Source organism: Melaminivora jejuensis (assembly GCF_017811175.1).
Lineage (GTDB): Bacteria > Pseudomonadota > Gammaproteobacteria > Burkholderiales > Burkholderiaceae_C > Melaminivora > Melaminivora jejuensis.
Genome location: NZ_JACWIJ010000002.1, coordinates 2,164,620 through 2,178,349, shown reverse-complemented (window position 1 = coordinate 2,178,349; position 13,730 = coordinate 2,164,620). Strand labels below are relative to the sequence as shown.

Sequence of the window (13,730 nt, the reverse complement as noted above, 5' to 3'; positions counted from 1 at the left end):
GGCGTGCTGCCCTGTAGGACGCTGCCCTTGCGCTCAACCGGCGGGCAATTCGGCTGGCAGATCGGCGCGCACCACGGTGCCTTGGCCGGCAGCGGTTTCGATGCTCAGGCGCCCGCCCAGGGACTCGACCCGGTGGCGCATCCCCAGCAGGCCGTGCGAATCGGCAGGCGCCTGGGCGCTGTCGAAGCCCCGGCCATCGTCGCGCACCTGCACGCAGACCTGGCCGCCGTGCTGCTGCAGCAGCACCCAGATGTTGTGCGCCTGGGCGTGCTTGTGGATGTTGGTCAGCGCCTCCTGTACCAAACGGTAGGCGGTCAGCTGGGCCGGCTCGGATAGCTGCACGGGCTCCAGGCGGGTCTGCAGCGCGGTGCCGCTACGCTGGGCGAACTCCCGGGTCAGGATTTCCAGCGATGCCACCAGGCCCAGGTTGGACAGGGACGAGGGGCGCAGGTCTTCGATGATGCGCCGCTTCAGCGCGATGACCTGGTTCAGGCAGTCGCTGAGATGCTGCAGCCGCTCGGCGCCCTCGTGGTTGCCCGCATCGAGCCGGCGGCGCAGCCGGGCGATGTCCAGCTTGGCGGCGGTCAGCAGTGCGCCCAGCTCATCGTGCAACTCGCGCGCCAGATGGGCGCGCTCGTCCTCGCGCACTTGCTGCAGGTGATCGGCCAGCCGGGACAGCGAGGCGGTGCGCTCAAGCACCAGCTGTTCCAGCCGGTCGCGTTCGCGCTCCAGGATCTGCTGCTCGCGCTCCTGTGCGGCTCGCAGCGCGCGGCTGCCGCGCAGGTACAGGTAAAACACCACCAGCCCCAGCACGCCCGCCAGCGCAATGCCGGTGCGCGAGCGCGCCAGCGAGGCGTGGATGGCTTGGGTGCTGCGCCCGGCCTCGTCAGCGCTGCGCTGGATCAGCTGCGTGGCCAGGGTACGCAGGTCTTCCATCTCTTGCTGCCCGACATCGGTGGACAGCACGAAGCGCCAGGCCTCGTCTTCGTTCTGGCGGCGCAGGTTGACACTCATCTCCATCTCGGAGAGCTTGCGCGCGATCAGCTCCGACAGGCGGGCCATATCGCCGGGCTGCAGTGCCTGGCTGTCGTGCGCGCTGCGGATGGTCTGCAAATGGCCCTGGATGGACGCGACGGCACTCTGGTAGGGCCGCAGATAGCGCTCGTCGCCGGTCAGCAGGTAGCCGCGCTGGCCGGTCTCGGCGTTCAGCATGGACTGCAGCATCTGGTCGAGCGCGGCGCGCGTGGCGTGCGAGCGCGCCAGGGTGTCCACGGCCTGCTGCGAGTGGTGGTAGCCGATCTCGTTGATGGCCAGCAGCGCGCTGGCGACCAGCAGCGCCAGCAGCCCCAGCAATCGTCGAACGTGCAGCTTGTTCATGCCGGACAGACCCGAATGGAATGTGCTCCGGCGTCTGACAAGCCGGGGTGCGGAAAATGCCTATGATCATCCGGTGCTGCCGCGCTGGCTGCCAGCGTGCAGCAGGGAGCGCATCGCAAACCATATGTCACGCAGGACTGGCCTGCGTGTCCCATGAAAGAAGGCTCAATGATCAATATCGGCATTGTGGATGACCATGCAATCGTGCGGTCGGGGTTGCGGCAGTTCCTGTCGGAACACGTCGATCTGCGCGTGGTGGGGGAGGCGGCCAATGGCCGGGAGGCCATTGATCTGGTGCGCACGCACGAGATCGACGTTCTGGTCATGGATTTGTCCATGCCGGGGCAAAGTGGCCTGGACGCGCTGGCCATGCTGCGCGCCAAGGCGCCGGATATGGGCATCCTGATCCTCAGCGGCTATCCCGAGGAGCACTACGCCATCAACCTGATCCGCCAGGGCGCCAGCGGCTACCTGAACAAGGAATGCGAGCCCAAGGAGATCGTCGAGGCCATCCGCACCATCTCGCTGGGCCGGCGCTACCTGACGCCTGCCGTGGCCGACCTGCTGGCCCAGCAACTCAACAGAAAGGACGACGCACCGCCGCACGAGCAGCTGTCCGAACGCGAGTTCCAGGTCTTCCTGAAGCTGGCCAAGGGCGAGACAGCCGGCGAGATCGCCAAGGCGCTGTCGCTGAGCGTCAAGACGGTAAGCACCTACCGCACCCGGCTCATGGAGAAAATGGGCCTGTCGTCCAACAGCGACCTGACCTACTACGCCCTGAAGAACAAGCTGATCGATTGACACGTTCGGTGGCAAATGCGCGAAGCCGGCTCATGCCGGCTTTGTGCGTTTCTGAGTGGCTTTCGGGTGACTCTCGGGTGGCTCGCGCACGGCCTGCCGGGAAGCTCGGTGCGCATGGGTTCAGGACGCCTGGATAGCCGCGCCCGGCGGCTGCGTCCGGGACGAGCCGTGGGCGATGCAGTAATCGATCAGCGCGTCGATCTCGCTGGACTTGTCGAACACGGCATCGACCCCCAGTTGCGCGCAGCGCATCCGTACATCGGGCGTGGCGTAATTGCTCAGTACCACCATCTTCTGCGTGGCCGGGCGGTTGCGGCAGGCCGCCAGAACGCCCAGGCCGCTGCCCTGGCGCAGGAACAGGTCAACAATCGCCAGATCCCACTGGGTGGAATGCTCGGCCAGCCAGGCCTTGCCTTCGTCCTCCGTCTCGGCCATGCCCACGGCTTCTATCTGGGCCAGCTCCTGCAGCGCGCCGATCAGGTTGTCCCGAATGGTGGCGTTGTCCTCGACGATGTAAGTACGCAATTTCACAACCTTCCTTTTTCACCCTGGCGCGCTCAGACCCGGCCTGCGCGGGGCTGGACTGAATGTAGGGCGAAACAAGCGGGGAATTTGCCAGCTTCGGAGCGCTGGCAGCGTAGGAGAGATGCTGACTTGCAAGCTACCGGCCACAGACTTGGCAGCCCGGATCGCGCGCCACGCGCATCTGGCTCCACTGCATGTCGCGTCCGTCGAGCATCAGCAGTCGCCCAGCCAGCGACTGGCCGATGCCGACGATCAGCTTGAGTGCCTCGGCAGCCTGCATGGTGCCGATGATGCCGACCATGGGGGCAAACACGCCCAGGGTGGAGCACTGCACCTCCTCGAACTGCGCGTCCGGGGCGAACAGGCAGGCGTAGCAGGGGGCGCCGGGATGGCGCCGGTCATAGACCGAGACCTGGCCATCGAAGCGGATGGCGGCGCCCGCCACCAGAGGCTTGCCGGCGGCCACGCAGGCGGCGTTGATGGCGTGGCGGGTGCGGTAGTTGTCGCTGCAGTCCAGCACCACATCGGCCTGCGCCACCAGCGCATCCAGCGCCTGCCTGTCCACGCGCTGCTGGATGCAGCGCACCTGCACCTGCGGGTTGATGGCCTGCACGGCCTGGGCGGCGGATTGCACCTTGGGGCTGCCCACGCGCTCGCTGGTGTGGGCGATCTGGCGCTGCAGATTGGTCAGATCGACTTCGTCGTCGTCCACCAGCGTCAGCGTGCTGACCCCGGCGGAGCCCAGGAACAGGGCGGCGGGGGAACCCAGGCCACCGGCGCCGATGATCAGCACATGGGCCGCCAGGATGCGTTCCTGGCCCTCGATGCCGATCTCGTCGAGCAGGATGTGGCGGGAATAGCGAAGCAGTTGGTCGTCGGTCATGGCGGGCGGTGGATGCGGCGCATGTGACAAGGCCGGGCGCCCTTGCGGACGGCCCGGCCTGGTGTCTGGCGCTGGGTTGGCGAGCTGCGGGGCAGGCAGCGCAGCGGATCAGTTTTCCTGGGGCTCTTCCTTGCGCTCGGTCAGCGTCTTGCTGGCCAGCACGGTCTTGCCCTTGAGCTGGTTGAGCGCCTGGGTGAGCTGGAAATCTTTGTCGGTGCCGAACTCGGGCAGCTTGCGCTCGGCCAGGGGTTTCTTGACTTCTTCCTCCAGGCGCTTTCTGGCTTCCTCGCGCGCCTTTTCGCGCGCCGGGTCTTTTTCTTCCTCGCCCTGGCCGCTGGACAGGTGCTTTTCCAGATCGGCCTCGCGCATCCGCAGCGAGGCGAACAGGTCGCCCTCGGCGGTCTCGTCCAGCATCACATCGGGCACGATGCCCTTGGCCTGGATGGACTTGCCGCTGGGCGTGTAGTAGCGCGCCGTGGTCAGCTTGATGCCGGTGTCCGGCCCCAGCGGGCGCACGGTCTGCACCGAGCCCTTGCCGAAGGTCTGGCTGCCCATGATGGTGGCGCGCCCATGATCCTGCAGCGCACCGGCGACGATCTCGCTGGCCGAGGCCGAGCCCTCATTGACCAGCACCACCAGCGGCACGCGCTTGAGGGCTACCGGCAGGCGCTTGAGCGGATCGCCCTGGCCGCGACGCAGGTAGAACTCGGGCGAGGCCTTGAAGGTGGACTTGCTCTCGGCGAGCTGGCCGTTGGTGGAGACCACCGTGACATCCTCGGGCAGGAAGGCCGCCGAAATCGCCACGGCGGCATCGAGCAGGCCGCCCGGGTCGTTGCGCAGATCGAGCACCAGGCCCTTGAGCTGCGGCTCGCTCTTGTAGATCTCCTCGACCTTGCGCACGAAGTCATCCACCGTGCGCTCCTGGAATTGCGACAGGCGGATCCAGCCGTAGCCAGGCTCGACCACCTTGCCCTTGACCGACTGGGTCTTGATTTCCTCGCGCGTGATGGTGACGGGGAAGGTGCGGCTCTCGTCCTTGCGGAAGATGGTCAGCGTGACCTTGGTGCTTGGCTCGCCTCTCATGCGCTTGACGGCATCGCTGAGCGACAGGCCCTTGACGGCGGTGTCGTCGATTTTCGTGATCAGGTCGTTGGTCTTGAGGCCGGCGCGAAAGGCCGGCGAGCCTTCGATGGGCGAGACGATCTTGATCAGGCCGTCTTCCTGCGTGATCTCTATGCCCACGCCGACGAAGCGCCCGGACGTGCCCTCGCGGAATTCCTTGAAGGACTTCTTGTCGAAATACTGCGAGTGCGGATCGAGGCTGGCCACCATGCCGGAGATGGCATCGGTGATCAGCTTCTTGTCATCGACCGGCTCGACATAGTCGGTCTTGATCAGGCCGAAGACCGCAGAGAGTTGCTGGATCTCCTCCAGCGGCAGCGGCGTCATGGCGCCACGCGCCACGGTCTGCAGCGACACGGTGGTCAGCACCCCGGCCAGGGCGCCAATCGAAATCCATCCCGCAATCTTGAGTTTCTGGCCCATCGAGCACCTTTGAAGCGTGTTTTTCAATATACCGCTTGGACAAAGCCCCGCCTGGCCGGTTCCCCGGGGCGGGCCATCCTTGGCCAGTCAGGCCTTGCCCTGCGAGGCCACGGCAGCGGCGGCGCGCGCTGCGGCCTCGGCGTCGCCCAGGTAGTAGTGGCGCAGGGGTTTGAGTTCGGCATCCAGCTCATAGACCAGCGGAATGCCGTTGGGGATGTTCAGGCCCACGATGTCGGCGTCCGAGATGCCATCCAGATATTTCACCAGGGCGCGGATGGAGTTGCCGTGCGCGGCGATCAGCACGCGCTGGCCGGTGCGGATCTGCGGGGCAATCGTCTCGTGCCAGTAGGGCAGCACGCGCGCCACGGTGTCCTTGAGGCACTCGGTCAGCGGCACTTGATCGGCCTGCAGTTGCGCGTAGCGGATGTCGCCGCGCTCGCTGCGCGGATCGCCCGCTTCCAGGGCCGGCGGCGGCGTGTCGTAGCTGCGGCGCCAGACCAGCACCTGCTCGTCGCCGTACTCCCTGGCTGTCTCGGCCTTGTTCAGGCCTTGCAGCGCGCCATAGTGGCGCTCGTTGAGGCGCCAGCTGTGCGCCACCGGCAGCCAGGTGCGCTCCATGGCGTCCAGGCAGTGCCAGAGGGTGTGCGTGGCGCGCTTGAGTACGCTGGTGTGGCACTGGTCGAATTCATAGCCTTCGGCGGCCAGCAGCCGCCCGGCGTTCCTGGCCTGCTCGACGCCGGTGGCGGTCAGCTCCACGTCAGTCCAGCCGGTGAAGCGGTTTTCCAGGTTCCAGGTGGACTCGCCGTGGCGAATCAAAACGAGCTTGTGCATGGGACTCCCAGTGTTTGCAGGCCGAAATCAAACCCGGCATTCTAGAATCCCCGCCTCGCTCTTGCCCTGGAACGCTTTGCTGTGAACTTCATTCTCGACAACTGGTATCTGATCTTTCTGGCTGTGGCCTCCGGCGCGTTACTGCTGGTGCCCACGCTCAAGGGCGGCATGGCCGGCGGCGTGACGGCCGCCGAGGCGGTGCAGCTCATCAACCGCGAAAAGGCCGTGCTCATCGACGTGTGCGAGCCGCAGGAATACGCCGCCGGCCACGTCAAGGGCGCCAGGAACGTGCCCCTGGCGCAGCTGCAGGAGCGTCTGCCGCAGGTCGCCAAGAACAAGGCCGTGCCGGTCATCATGGTGTGTGCCAAGGGCGCGCGTTCGGTGCGCGCTGCGGCAGTGGCCCGGGCGCTGGGCTATGAGAAGGCGCAGTCGCTGTCCGGCGGCCTGGCGGCCTGGCGCGCCGCCAGCCTGCCGGTTGAAAAGGCCTGAGGCCGCCTGCACCTGCCCTGTCTGGCCACCCCGAACCCTGAAAGGACACCCCCATGCAAGCCGTCAAGATGTACACCACCGCCGTCTGCCCCTACTGCATCCGCGCCAAGCAGCTGCTCAAGGCCCGGGGCGTGGAGCAGATCGAGGAGATCCGCATCGACACCGATCCCCAGGCGCGCCAGCACATGATGGACGCCACGGGGCGGCGCACCGTGCCGCAGATCTTCATCGGCGACACGCACGTCGGCGGCCACGATGACCTGGTGGCACTCGACGGCCGGGGCGCCCTGATGCCGCTGCTGCAGGGCTGAGGCGGCTTTTCGCCCCATGCGGCCCCCATGCGCCATTGCATAATGGCGCCCCAGTAGCCCGCTGCGGGAGCGCTTCCCCGGCGGGCTTTGTTTTGACTGACGATTGGACTTCCCCCATGGCCACCGAAGACGCAACCCCCGTATTCCAGATCCAGCGCGTGTACCTGAAGGATTTGTCGCTGGAGCAGCCCAACTCGCCCACCATCTTGCTGGAGCAGGAGCAGCCCAGCGTGGACATCCAGCTCGGCGTCGAGGCCACGCCGGTGGTCGAGGGCATTTTCGAGGTGGCCGTCACCGCCACCGTGCAGACCAAAATCCAGGACAAGACGGTGTTCCTGGTCGAGGCCAAGCAGGCCGGCATCTTCGAGATCCGCAACGTGCCCGAGGAGCAGATGGGCGTGGTCGTCGGCGTGGCCTGCCCGCAGATCGTCTATCCCTACCTGCGCGCCAGCGTGGCCGACGTGATCACGCGTGCCGGCTTCCCGCCCGTACACCTGGCCGAGATCAACTTCCAGGCCATGTACGAGCAGCAGCAGGCCGCCGCTGCCGAAGCGGCCAACAGCACGGCGCAGTAACCCGGCAATGAACCGGCAGTAAACAACCGACGCAGCCGGCTGCGCCCTCCGGCAAGGCAGGGCTGCAATCGGCTAAAAAGAGGCTGAATACACGCTGGAATTTCAGTCTTTTTCGGCTCTAAGCCTTGCTGGACAAGCGCTGATAGCTATGAAAATAGTAGTATTCGGAGCGGGTGCCTGGGGCACGGCAGTGGCCATCAGCGCTGCCACGCACCCCGCCGGGCACCAGGTGACGCTGTGGGCGCGCGATGGTGCCCAGGCCGCCGACATGCGCTCGCGCCACGAGAACACCCGCTATCTGCCCGGCGTGGCGCTGCCGCCGGCGCTGCGGCTGGCCACGGGTGAGTTCTCCCCCTTGCTGGCGGGTGCCGATCTGCTCATTCTGGGCACGCCCATGGCCGCCTTGCGCGGCCTGCTGCTGCAACTGCGCGCGTGCCGCACGCCCCTGGTCTGGCTGTGCAAGGGCTTCGAGGCGGCGCAGCAACACGAACCCTTTGGCCTGCTGGCGCATGAAATCCATGCCCGCATCGCCCCGCAGGTACCCGGCGGCGCCCTGAGCGGCCCCAGCTTTGCCCTGGAGGTGGCGCGCGGCCAGCCCACGGCGCTGGTGGCTGCCAGCCGCGACGCCCAAGTGCGCAACCTGCTGGTGCAGGCGCTGCACAGCCCGCAGCTGCGCGTCTATGCCAACGACGACATCGTCGGCGTGGAAGTGGGCGGGGCCGTGAAGAACGTGCTGGCCATTGCCACCGGCCTGTGCGATGGGTTGCAGCTGGGCCTGAACGCGCGCGCCGCCCTGATCACGCGCGGCCTGGCCGAGATGACCCGCCTGGGCCTGGCGCTGGGCGCCCGCGCCGAAACCTTCATGGGCCTGTCCGGCCTGGGCGATCTGGTGCTCACGGCAACGGGCGACCTGTCGCGCAACCGCAAGGTTGGCCTGCTGCTGGCGCAGGGCCACAGCCTGGAGCAGGCCGTGCAGTCGCTGGGCCATGTGGCCGAAGGCGTCTATAGCGCCCGCACGGCGCTGGCGCGCGCACGCCACGCCGGGGTCGAGATGCCGCTGACCGAGACCGTGGTGGCGCTGCTCGATGGCCGCATCGACGCTGCTGCCGCCGTGCGCCAGCTGATGGCGCGCGATCCGCGCGAGGAGTGAAGAAAGCACGACGCCCCGGCCAGCGGGGCGTCGTTGCCGGGCAGGAGCGCTGCCGGCTCAGAAACGGTAGGACACGCCCACGCGCACCACGGGCGCCCAGCGGTAGTCGCGCACCTTGTCGTCGAACTTGCGGCGCTCTTGCTGCACGCGATCATTGCCCCAATAGCGCTGCATACCAGGCGAGACATCGTATTCGGTGCGCAGCGAGCCATAGCTGGCGCCCAGATCAGCGGTGAAGGACAGGCCCGGCCCGGCCTTCGGCCCGAAGCCCCAGCCTATGCCCAGGTAGGGACGCGCCGTGCGGGTGCGCACCCGGCCCTCGACGTACTCGCCGGGCAGCACGTCCGAGGTCGGGCTGTTCTTGCCATAGGCGGAAATCTTGTCCTTGCCCAGGAAGGCGCCGGCGGTGATGCGGAACTGGCCAACGGGGAAGAAATCGGCGAACAGGCCTACGGTGGTGAATTTCAGCTTGGCGCCGTAGTCCACGCTGCCGGCGTGGAAGTTGCGGCTGTAGTCGGCAAAGTTCAGGTCGCCGCGCAGGTTGAAGCTGTCCATATGCTGGACATAGCCCAGTGTGCCGCCGGTGGTGCCGACCTGGCCATAGACGGACTGGGCGCCGGCCGTGCCGGTGCCGAGCAGGGCAGCCAGCAGGGCTGCGCCGAGGGTGATCTGGTTCATGGGTTCATCCTGAGGAAGTGGAGGGCAGTGCGCCGCAGGCATTATTGTTGCCCGCCGCTTGCGCCATGCAAACAACCCGCGAGGCCGGCAGCCTGGCGGGTTGTGGGCAGGGGGAATGCTGCAGTGGGTGCGCCGGTCTGCCAGCGCACGGCACGGCTCAGATGACGCCGAACAGCAAGAGCAGTAGCACGATGGACAGCGGAACGCCGAGAAGCCACAAGATGATGGGCATGGAAAACCTCCTGGTGAGCGAATCGTTGAGACGCCCTCACCTTATCCAGGGCCGGCTGCGCAGGCTGTCCGTGTAGGGTCAGGCCCGGCGTAGGCCTGAATCCCCTGTGCCATTCGCTTTCACAGACAGGAGGCAGACACCATGCAACCACGCGAACTGCAGGTCATCGCGGACGGCTTCACCTACCTGGAGAGTCCGCGCTGGCACGACGGCGCCCTCTGGTTCGTCGATTTCTACACCCACCGTGCGGTGCGCATGGCCGAGGGCGGGCGCATCCTGGAGCAGATCGACACGGCGCCCGAGGGCATCTTTGCCGTGGCGCTGGGCGGCGACGATGGCCGCACGCTGTTCCTGTGCGCCGCGCAGCGCTGCCCGCCAGGCACGCCTGCTGGCGACGCGGGTGGACGTGCCGCGTTTTGCGCCTAGCGCACAGCCTCCGAAGATCGCGTGAACTCGCGCTCAGAACTCGATGTTGTCGATCAGCCGCGTGCCGCCCAGCCGCGCTGCGCCCAGGGCCACCAGCGTGCCGGCCTGCAGCGCGGTCGGCGGCTGCAGATCGCTGCGCTGGCGCACTGTCAGGTAGTCGGGCTGCCAGCCCTGCGCGCGCAGCGTGTCCAGGGCGCGTTGCTCCAGCGCTGGCAGGTCGGCGCCAGGCGCCAGCGCGGCATCGGCCAGCCCCCGCAGCGCCGCATACAACTGCACCGCCTGGGCGCGCTCGGCCTCGCTCAGGTAGCCGTTGCGCGAGCTCAGCGCCAGCCCATCGCCCGCGCGGCAGGTCTGGCCGGCAACGATCTCCACCGGCAGAGCGAACTGCCGGGCCATGGCGCGCACCACCATGAGCTGCTGGTAGTCCTTGGCGCCGAACACCGCCACGCCCGGGCTGCCGGCAAACACGCACGACAGCAGCTTGAGCACGACGGTGCATACGCCAGTGAAGAAGCCCGGGCGAAAGTGCCCCTCCAGCATGTCGGCCAGTTGCGGGTCGGGCTGCACCTTGTAGGTCTGCGGCTCGGGGTACAGGTCGGCCTCGCGCGGAGCGAACAGCAGGTCGCAGCCGTGCGCGCGCAGCAGCTCGGCGTCCTGCTCCAGGGTGCGTGGATAGCTGTCGAAATCCTCGTGCGGCAGGAACTGCAGGCGGTTGACGAAGATGCTGGCTACGGTGATGTCGCCCAGGCTGCGGGCCTGGCGCACCAGGCCCAGATGGCCCTCGTGCAGATTGCCCATGGTGGGCACGAAGGCCGGGTGGCCACGCCCGGACAGGGCCGCGCGCAGGTCGGCAATGGTGTGGACGGTCTGCATGACGCGCTCCGGGAAAGTTGAAGAATCAGGCAGACCAGGCGTGCTGCTGGTTGTCGGGGAAGCTGCCGTCCTTGACGGCGCGCACATAGGCTTCGATGGCGCCGCGCACGCTGCCGTCGCCCGCTGCCATGAAGTCGCGCACGAAGCGCGGCATCCGCCCCAGGTTCATGCCCAGCATGTCGTGCAGCACCAGCACCTGGCCAGCGGTGCCGCTGCCCGCGCCGATGCCGATGGTGTGGCAGTGGGGCAGCTCGGCGGTCAGTGCGCTGGCCAGCGGCGCGGGCACCATCTCCAGCACCAGCATGGCCGCCCCCGCGTCCTGCAGCTCCAGCGCATGGCGGCGCAGCTCGGCGGCGGCCGCGTCGCCCTTGCCCTGCACGCGGTAGCCGCCCAGGGCGTGCACGGTCTGCGGCGTCAGGCCCAGGTGGGCGCACACCGGCACGCCGCGCTCGACCAGGAAGCGCACGGCCTCGGTCGTCCAGCCGCCGCCTTCGAGCTTGACCATGTGCGCGCCCGCCTGCATGAGCTGGCAGGCGCTGCGCATGGCCTGCTCGCAGCTCTCGCCATAGCTGCCGTAGGGCAGGTCGGCGATCAGCCAGGCCGTGCCCTGCACCCGGTGCAGGCCGCGCGCCACGCTGGCCGTGTGGTAGGCCATGGTCTCCAGCGTCACGCCCACGGTGCTGGGCAGGCCCTGGCAGACCATGCCCAGCGAGTCGCCCACCAGAATGCATTCGACGCCGGCGGCGTCGGCCACGGCGGCGAAGGTGGCGTCATACGCCGTGAGCATGGCAATCTTCTCGCCGGCGGCGCGCAGCTGCGCCAGGCGCGGCAGGCTGATGGGGCGGCGCTGCGGCAGCGGCGAGGCCGGCGGCAGGGTGCCGTAGGGCGTGGCGGGGCTGGTGTCGGTCACGTCGGAACTCTAGGCAAGTCGGATTGGCAGCAGAAAAACGCCCGCAAGTCTATGCGCAGTGCAGCATCGCCCCTGCCCGGGCCTGCCGCCAGGTGCGTTGCGGCTATGCTTCGCGCCCCATGAAGACTCCCTCCGATATTCTTTTCGACCCACGGGCCGTGCAGGCGCTGGCGCAGGCCGACGTGCAGCGCGCACTGGCCGAGGACGTGGGCGCCGGCGACCTGACCGCCGGCCTGATAGCCCCCGAGCGGCGCGCCCAGGCCCGCATCCTGGCGCGCGAGAGCGCCATCGTCTGCGGCGCGCCCTGGGTGGAAGCTGCGCTGCGTGCGCTCGACCCCGAGGTGCGGCTGACCTGGCACGTGGCCGAGGGCGGGCGCTGCGCCCCCGACCAGGTGGTGCTGGACATCGAGGGCCAGGCGCGCGCCCTGCTGTCCGCCGAGCGCACGGCGCTGAACTTCCTGCAGCTGCTGTCCGCCGTAGCCACCAAGACGCGCGCCTACGTCGATGCCGTGGCCGGCACGCGCGCGCGCATCGTCGATACGCGCAAGACCCTGCCCGGCCTGCGCCTGGCACAGAAATACGCCGTGCGCACCGGTGGCGGGCTGAACCACCGCATCGGCTTGCACGACGCCGTGTTGATCAAGGAAAACCACATCGCCGCTGCTGGCGGCGTGCGCGCCGTGCTGCACGCCGCGCAGGCCGTGGCGCAGCAGGCCAGCTTCATCGAGATCGAGGTGGAAACCCTGGAGCAGCTGAGCGAAGCCCTGGACGCCGGCGCGCAGATGGTGCTGCTGGACAACATGCCGCTGGCCATGCTGCACGAGGCCGTGCGCCTGAACGCGGGCCGCGCCGTGCTGGAAATCTCCGGCGGCGTGCAGCTCGCCGGCCTGCGCGCGCTGGCCGAGACCGGCGTGGATCGCATCTCCATCGGCGCGCTGACCAAGGATGTGCGCGCCACCGATTACTCCATGCGCCTGCAGGAGCTGGCATGAGCAGCGCCCCCGTCATCAGCGTCGAATACGAGCAGCCGCAGGGCGCATCCGCCTGCGCCACGCGCCACGCCTGGGCGCGCGTGCCGCCCGAGCCGCCGCCGGCCGAACGCGCACGGCTGAAGGAGCGCATCCGCCAGTTGCTGCGCCAGAAGAACGCCGTGCTGGTGTCGCACTACTACGTCCACCCCGACCTGCAGGATCTGGCCGAGGAAACCGGCGGCATCGTCAGCGACTCGCTGGAGATGGCGCGCTTTGGCCGCGACCATGCGGCCACGATGCTGGTGGTGAGCGGCGTGCGCTTCATGGGCGAGACGGCCAAAATCCTGTCGCCCCACAAAACCGTGCTCATGCCCGACCTGGACGCCACCTGCTCGCTCGATCTGGGCTGCCCGGCAGATGAATTCAGCGCCTTTTGCGACGCGCACCCGGATCGCACGGTGGTGGTCTATGCCAACACCAGCGCAGCCGTGAAGGCGCGCGCCGACTGGGTGGTGACGTCGAGCTGCGCGCTGGACATCGTGGGCGCGCTGCACGCCGCCGGCCACAGGATTCTGTGGGCGCCGGATCGCCACCTGGGCGCCTACATCCAGCAGCAGACCGGCGCCGACATGGTGTTGTGGAGCGGCGCCTGCATCGTGCATGACGAATTCAAGGCGCAGGAGCTGGAGTTGCTCAAGGCCGAGCACCCCGGCGCGCGCGTGCTGGTACACCCGGAAAGCCCGGCGGATGTGGTGGCGCTGGCCGACGCCGTGGGCTCGACCAGCGCCATCCTGCGTGCGGCGCGCACGTTCGAGGCCGACACCTTCATCGTCGCCACCGACAGCGGGATGCTGCACCAGCTGCGCACGCAAAACCCCGGCAAGACCTTCATCGAGGCGCCGACCGCCGGCAACAGCGCCACTTGCAAGAGCTGCGCCAGCTGCCCCTGGATGGCCATGAACGGCCTGGCCGGCGTGGCCCATGCGCTGGAGACCGGCGCTGGCGCCATCGAAGTGGATGCGGCGCTGATCCCGCGCGCGCGCCAGCCCATCGACCGGATGCTGGCCTTTACCGCTGCGCTCAAGAGCGGGCAGAGCGCGGGCGCGCTGGTGCCGCACCTGGGCGCCGCCTAGCCGCGCACGCCGCTCCCTCT

Annotated in this window: 16 protein-coding genes; 8 read left to right on the top strand and 8 right to left on the bottom strand. The window is 68.2% G+C overall.

Annotation, left to right across the window (positions count from 1 at the left end; all coding sequences use genetic code 11):
- Positions 1-33 precede the first annotated feature (33 nt).
- Complete coding sequence (locus IDM45_RS10335) at positions 34-1,377, bottom strand: CHASE3 domain-containing protein (protein WP_209422765.1); 1,344 nt, start codon at positions 1,375-1,377, stop codon at positions 34-36.
- A gap of 168 nt (positions 1,378-1,545) precedes the next feature.
- On the opposite strand from IDM45_RS10335, the gene IDM45_RS10330 reads away from it, so the two are divergent.
- Entirely contained in the window at positions 1,546-2,178 is a 633-nt protein-coding gene (locus IDM45_RS10330; RefSeq protein WP_209424081.1) for a response regulator, read from the top strand.
- 120 nt (positions 2,179-2,298) lie between these two features.
- Here IDM45_RS10330 and IDM45_RS10325 read toward each other — a convergent pair whose 3' ends face one another.
- The 4 genes from IDM45_RS10325 to gpmA form a co-directional block, all read right to left on the bottom strand.
- Positions 2,299-2,709 carry a response regulator gene (locus IDM45_RS10325; protein WP_209422764.1) on the bottom strand — a complete coding sequence of 137 codons (411 nt, stop codon included), beginning with the start codon at positions 2,707-2,709 and terminating at the stop codon, positions 2,299-2,301.
- Positions 2,710-2,839: 130 nt separating this feature from the next.
- On the bottom strand, positions 2,840-3,586 hold the full coding sequence (locus tag IDM45_RS10320) for a HesA/MoeB/ThiF family protein (protein ID WP_209422763.1): 747 nt from the start codon (positions 3,584-3,586) through the stop codon (positions 2,840-2,842).
- A 108-nt stretch (positions 3,587-3,694) separates the two neighbouring features.
- Positions 3,695-5,131 (bottom strand): S41 family peptidase, encoded by a 1,437-nt coding sequence (locus tag IDM45_RS10315; protein WP_209422762.1) that lies wholly within the window; start codon positions 5,129-5,131, stop codon positions 3,695-3,697.
- A gap of 87 nt (positions 5,132-5,218) precedes the next feature.
- Positions 5,219-5,962 carry a 2,3-diphosphoglycerate-dependent phosphoglycerate mutase gene (gene gpmA / locus IDM45_RS10310; protein WP_209422761.1) on the bottom strand — a complete coding sequence of 248 codons (744 nt, stop codon included), beginning with the start codon at positions 5,960-5,962 and terminating at the stop codon, positions 5,219-5,221.
- Positions 5,963-6,043: 81 nt separating this feature from the next.
- On the opposite strand from gpmA, the gene IDM45_RS10305 reads away from it, so the two are divergent.
- From IDM45_RS10305 to IDM45_RS10290, 4 genes are all read left to right on the top strand, one after another.
- On the top strand, positions 6,044-6,451 hold the full coding sequence (locus tag IDM45_RS10305; protein ID WP_209422760.1) for a rhodanese-like domain-containing protein: 408 nt from the start codon (positions 6,044-6,046) through the stop codon (positions 6,449-6,451).
- A gap of 53 nt (positions 6,452-6,504) precedes the next feature.
- On the top strand, positions 6,505-6,762 hold the full coding sequence (grxC, locus tag IDM45_RS10300; RefSeq protein WP_209422759.1) for a glutaredoxin 3: 258 nt from the start codon (positions 6,505-6,507) through the stop codon (positions 6,760-6,762).
- A gap of 116 nt (positions 6,763-6,878) precedes the next feature.
- The gene (secB, locus tag IDM45_RS10295) at positions 6,879-7,337 is read left to right on the top strand and encodes a protein-export chaperone SecB (RefSeq protein ID WP_209422758.1); all 459 of its coding nucleotides are present in this window, start codon (positions 6,879-6,881) and stop codon (positions 7,335-7,337) included.
- Positions 7,338-7,485: 148 nt separating this feature from the next.
- The gene (locus IDM45_RS10290) at positions 7,486-8,487 is read left to right on the top strand and encodes an NAD(P)H-dependent glycerol-3-phosphate dehydrogenase (RefSeq protein ID WP_209422757.1); all 1,002 of its coding nucleotides are present in this window, start codon (positions 7,486-7,488) and stop codon (positions 8,485-8,487) included.
- Positions 8,488-8,544: 57 nt separating this feature from the next.
- On the opposite strand, the gene IDM45_RS10285 is transcribed toward IDM45_RS10290, so the two are convergent.
- A complete protein-coding gene (locus IDM45_RS10285; protein ID WP_209422756.1) occupies positions 8,545-9,165 on the bottom strand; it encodes a hypothetical protein in 621 nt (206 codons plus the stop codon).
- 373 nt (positions 9,166-9,538) lie between these two features.
- Between IDM45_RS10285 and IDM45_RS10280 the strand changes: the two genes are divergently transcribed.
- Positions 9,539-9,823: an SMP-30/gluconolactonase/LRE family protein gene (locus IDM45_RS10280; protein ID WP_209422755.1), complete on the top strand. Its 285-nt coding sequence runs from the start codon at positions 9,539-9,541 to the stop codon at positions 9,821-9,823.
- Positions 9,824-9,856: 33 nt separating this feature from the next.
- On the opposite strand, the gene panC is transcribed toward IDM45_RS10280, so the two are convergent.
- Together panC and panB are read right to left on the bottom strand one after the other, a co-directional pair.
- Positions 9,857-10,696: a pantoate--beta-alanine ligase gene (gene panC / locus IDM45_RS10275; protein ID WP_209422754.1), complete on the bottom strand. Its 840-nt coding sequence runs from the start codon at positions 10,694-10,696 to the stop codon at positions 9,857-9,859.
- A 25-nt stretch (positions 10,697-10,721) separates the two neighbouring features.
- On the bottom strand, positions 10,722-11,606 hold the full coding sequence (gene panB, locus IDM45_RS10270) for a 3-methyl-2-oxobutanoate hydroxymethyltransferase (RefSeq protein ID WP_209422753.1): 885 nt from the start codon (positions 11,604-11,606) through the stop codon (positions 10,722-10,724).
- 119 nt (positions 11,607-11,725) lie between these two features.
- On the opposite strand from panB, the gene nadC reads away from it, so the two are divergent.
- The gene (gene nadC, locus IDM45_RS10265; protein WP_209422752.1) at positions 11,726-12,598 is read left to right on the top strand and encodes a carboxylating nicotinate-nucleotide diphosphorylase; all 873 of its coding nucleotides are present in this window, start codon (positions 11,726-11,728) and stop codon (positions 12,596-12,598) included.
- The gene (gene nadA / locus IDM45_RS10260) at positions 12,595-13,710 is read left to right on the top strand and encodes a quinolinate synthase NadA (protein ID WP_209422751.1); all 1,116 of its coding nucleotides are present in this window, start codon (positions 12,595-12,597) and stop codon (positions 13,708-13,710) included. The genes nadC and nadA overlap by 4 nt, the downstream gene beginning before the upstream one ends.
- The last annotated feature ends 20 nt before the right edge of the window (positions 13,711-13,730 follow it).

Bases quoted from the DNA above. Each gene is read 5' to 3' on its own strand.
- grxC (WP_209422759.1), top strand. From the start codon at position 6,505: ATGCAAGCCGTCAAGATGTACACCACCGCCGTCTGCCCCTACTGCATC.
- IDM45_RS10315 (WP_209422762.1), bottom strand. From the start codon at position 5,131: ATGGGCCAGAAACTCAAGATTGCGGGATGGATTTCGATTGGCGCCCTG.
- panC (WP_209422754.1), bottom strand. From the start codon at position 10,696: ATGCAGACCGTCCACACCATTGCCGACCTGCGCGCGGCCCTGTCCGGG.
- IDM45_RS10290 (WP_209422757.1), top strand. From the start codon at position 7,486: ATGAAAATAGTAGTATTCGGAGCGGGTGCCTGGGGCACGGCAGTGGCC.
- secB (WP_209422758.1), top strand. From the start codon at position 6,879: ATGGCCACCGAAGACGCAACCCCCGTATTCCAGATCCAGCGCGTGTAC.
- nadA (WP_209422751.1), top strand. From the start codon at position 12,595: ATGAGCAGCGCCCCCGTCATCAGCGTCGAATACGAGCAGCCGCAGGGC.
- nadC (WP_209422752.1), top strand. From the start codon at position 11,726: ATGAAGACTCCCTCCGATATTCTTTTCGACCCACGGGCCGTGCAGGCG.
- IDM45_RS10285 (WP_209422756.1), bottom strand. From the start codon at position 9,165: ATGAACCAGATCACCCTCGGCGCAGCCCTGCTGGCTGCCCTGCTCGGC.
- IDM45_RS10280 (WP_209422755.1), top strand. From the start codon at position 9,539: ATGCAACCACGCGAACTGCAGGTCATCGCGGACGGCTTCACCTACCTG.
- IDM45_RS10330 (WP_209424081.1), top strand. From the start codon at position 1,546: ATGATCAATATCGGCATTGTGGATGACCATGCAATCGTGCGGTCGGGG.
- gpmA (WP_209422761.1), bottom strand. From the start codon at position 5,962: ATGCACAAGCTCGTTTTGATTCGCCACGGCGAGTCCACCTGGAACCTG.
- IDM45_RS10335 (WP_209422765.1), bottom strand. From the start codon at position 1,377: ATGAACAAGCTGCACGTTCGACGATTGCTGGGGCTGCTGGCGCTGCTG.
- IDM45_RS10320 (WP_209422763.1), bottom strand. From the start codon at position 3,586: ATGACCGACGACCAACTGCTTCGCTATTCCCGCCACATCCTGCTCGAC.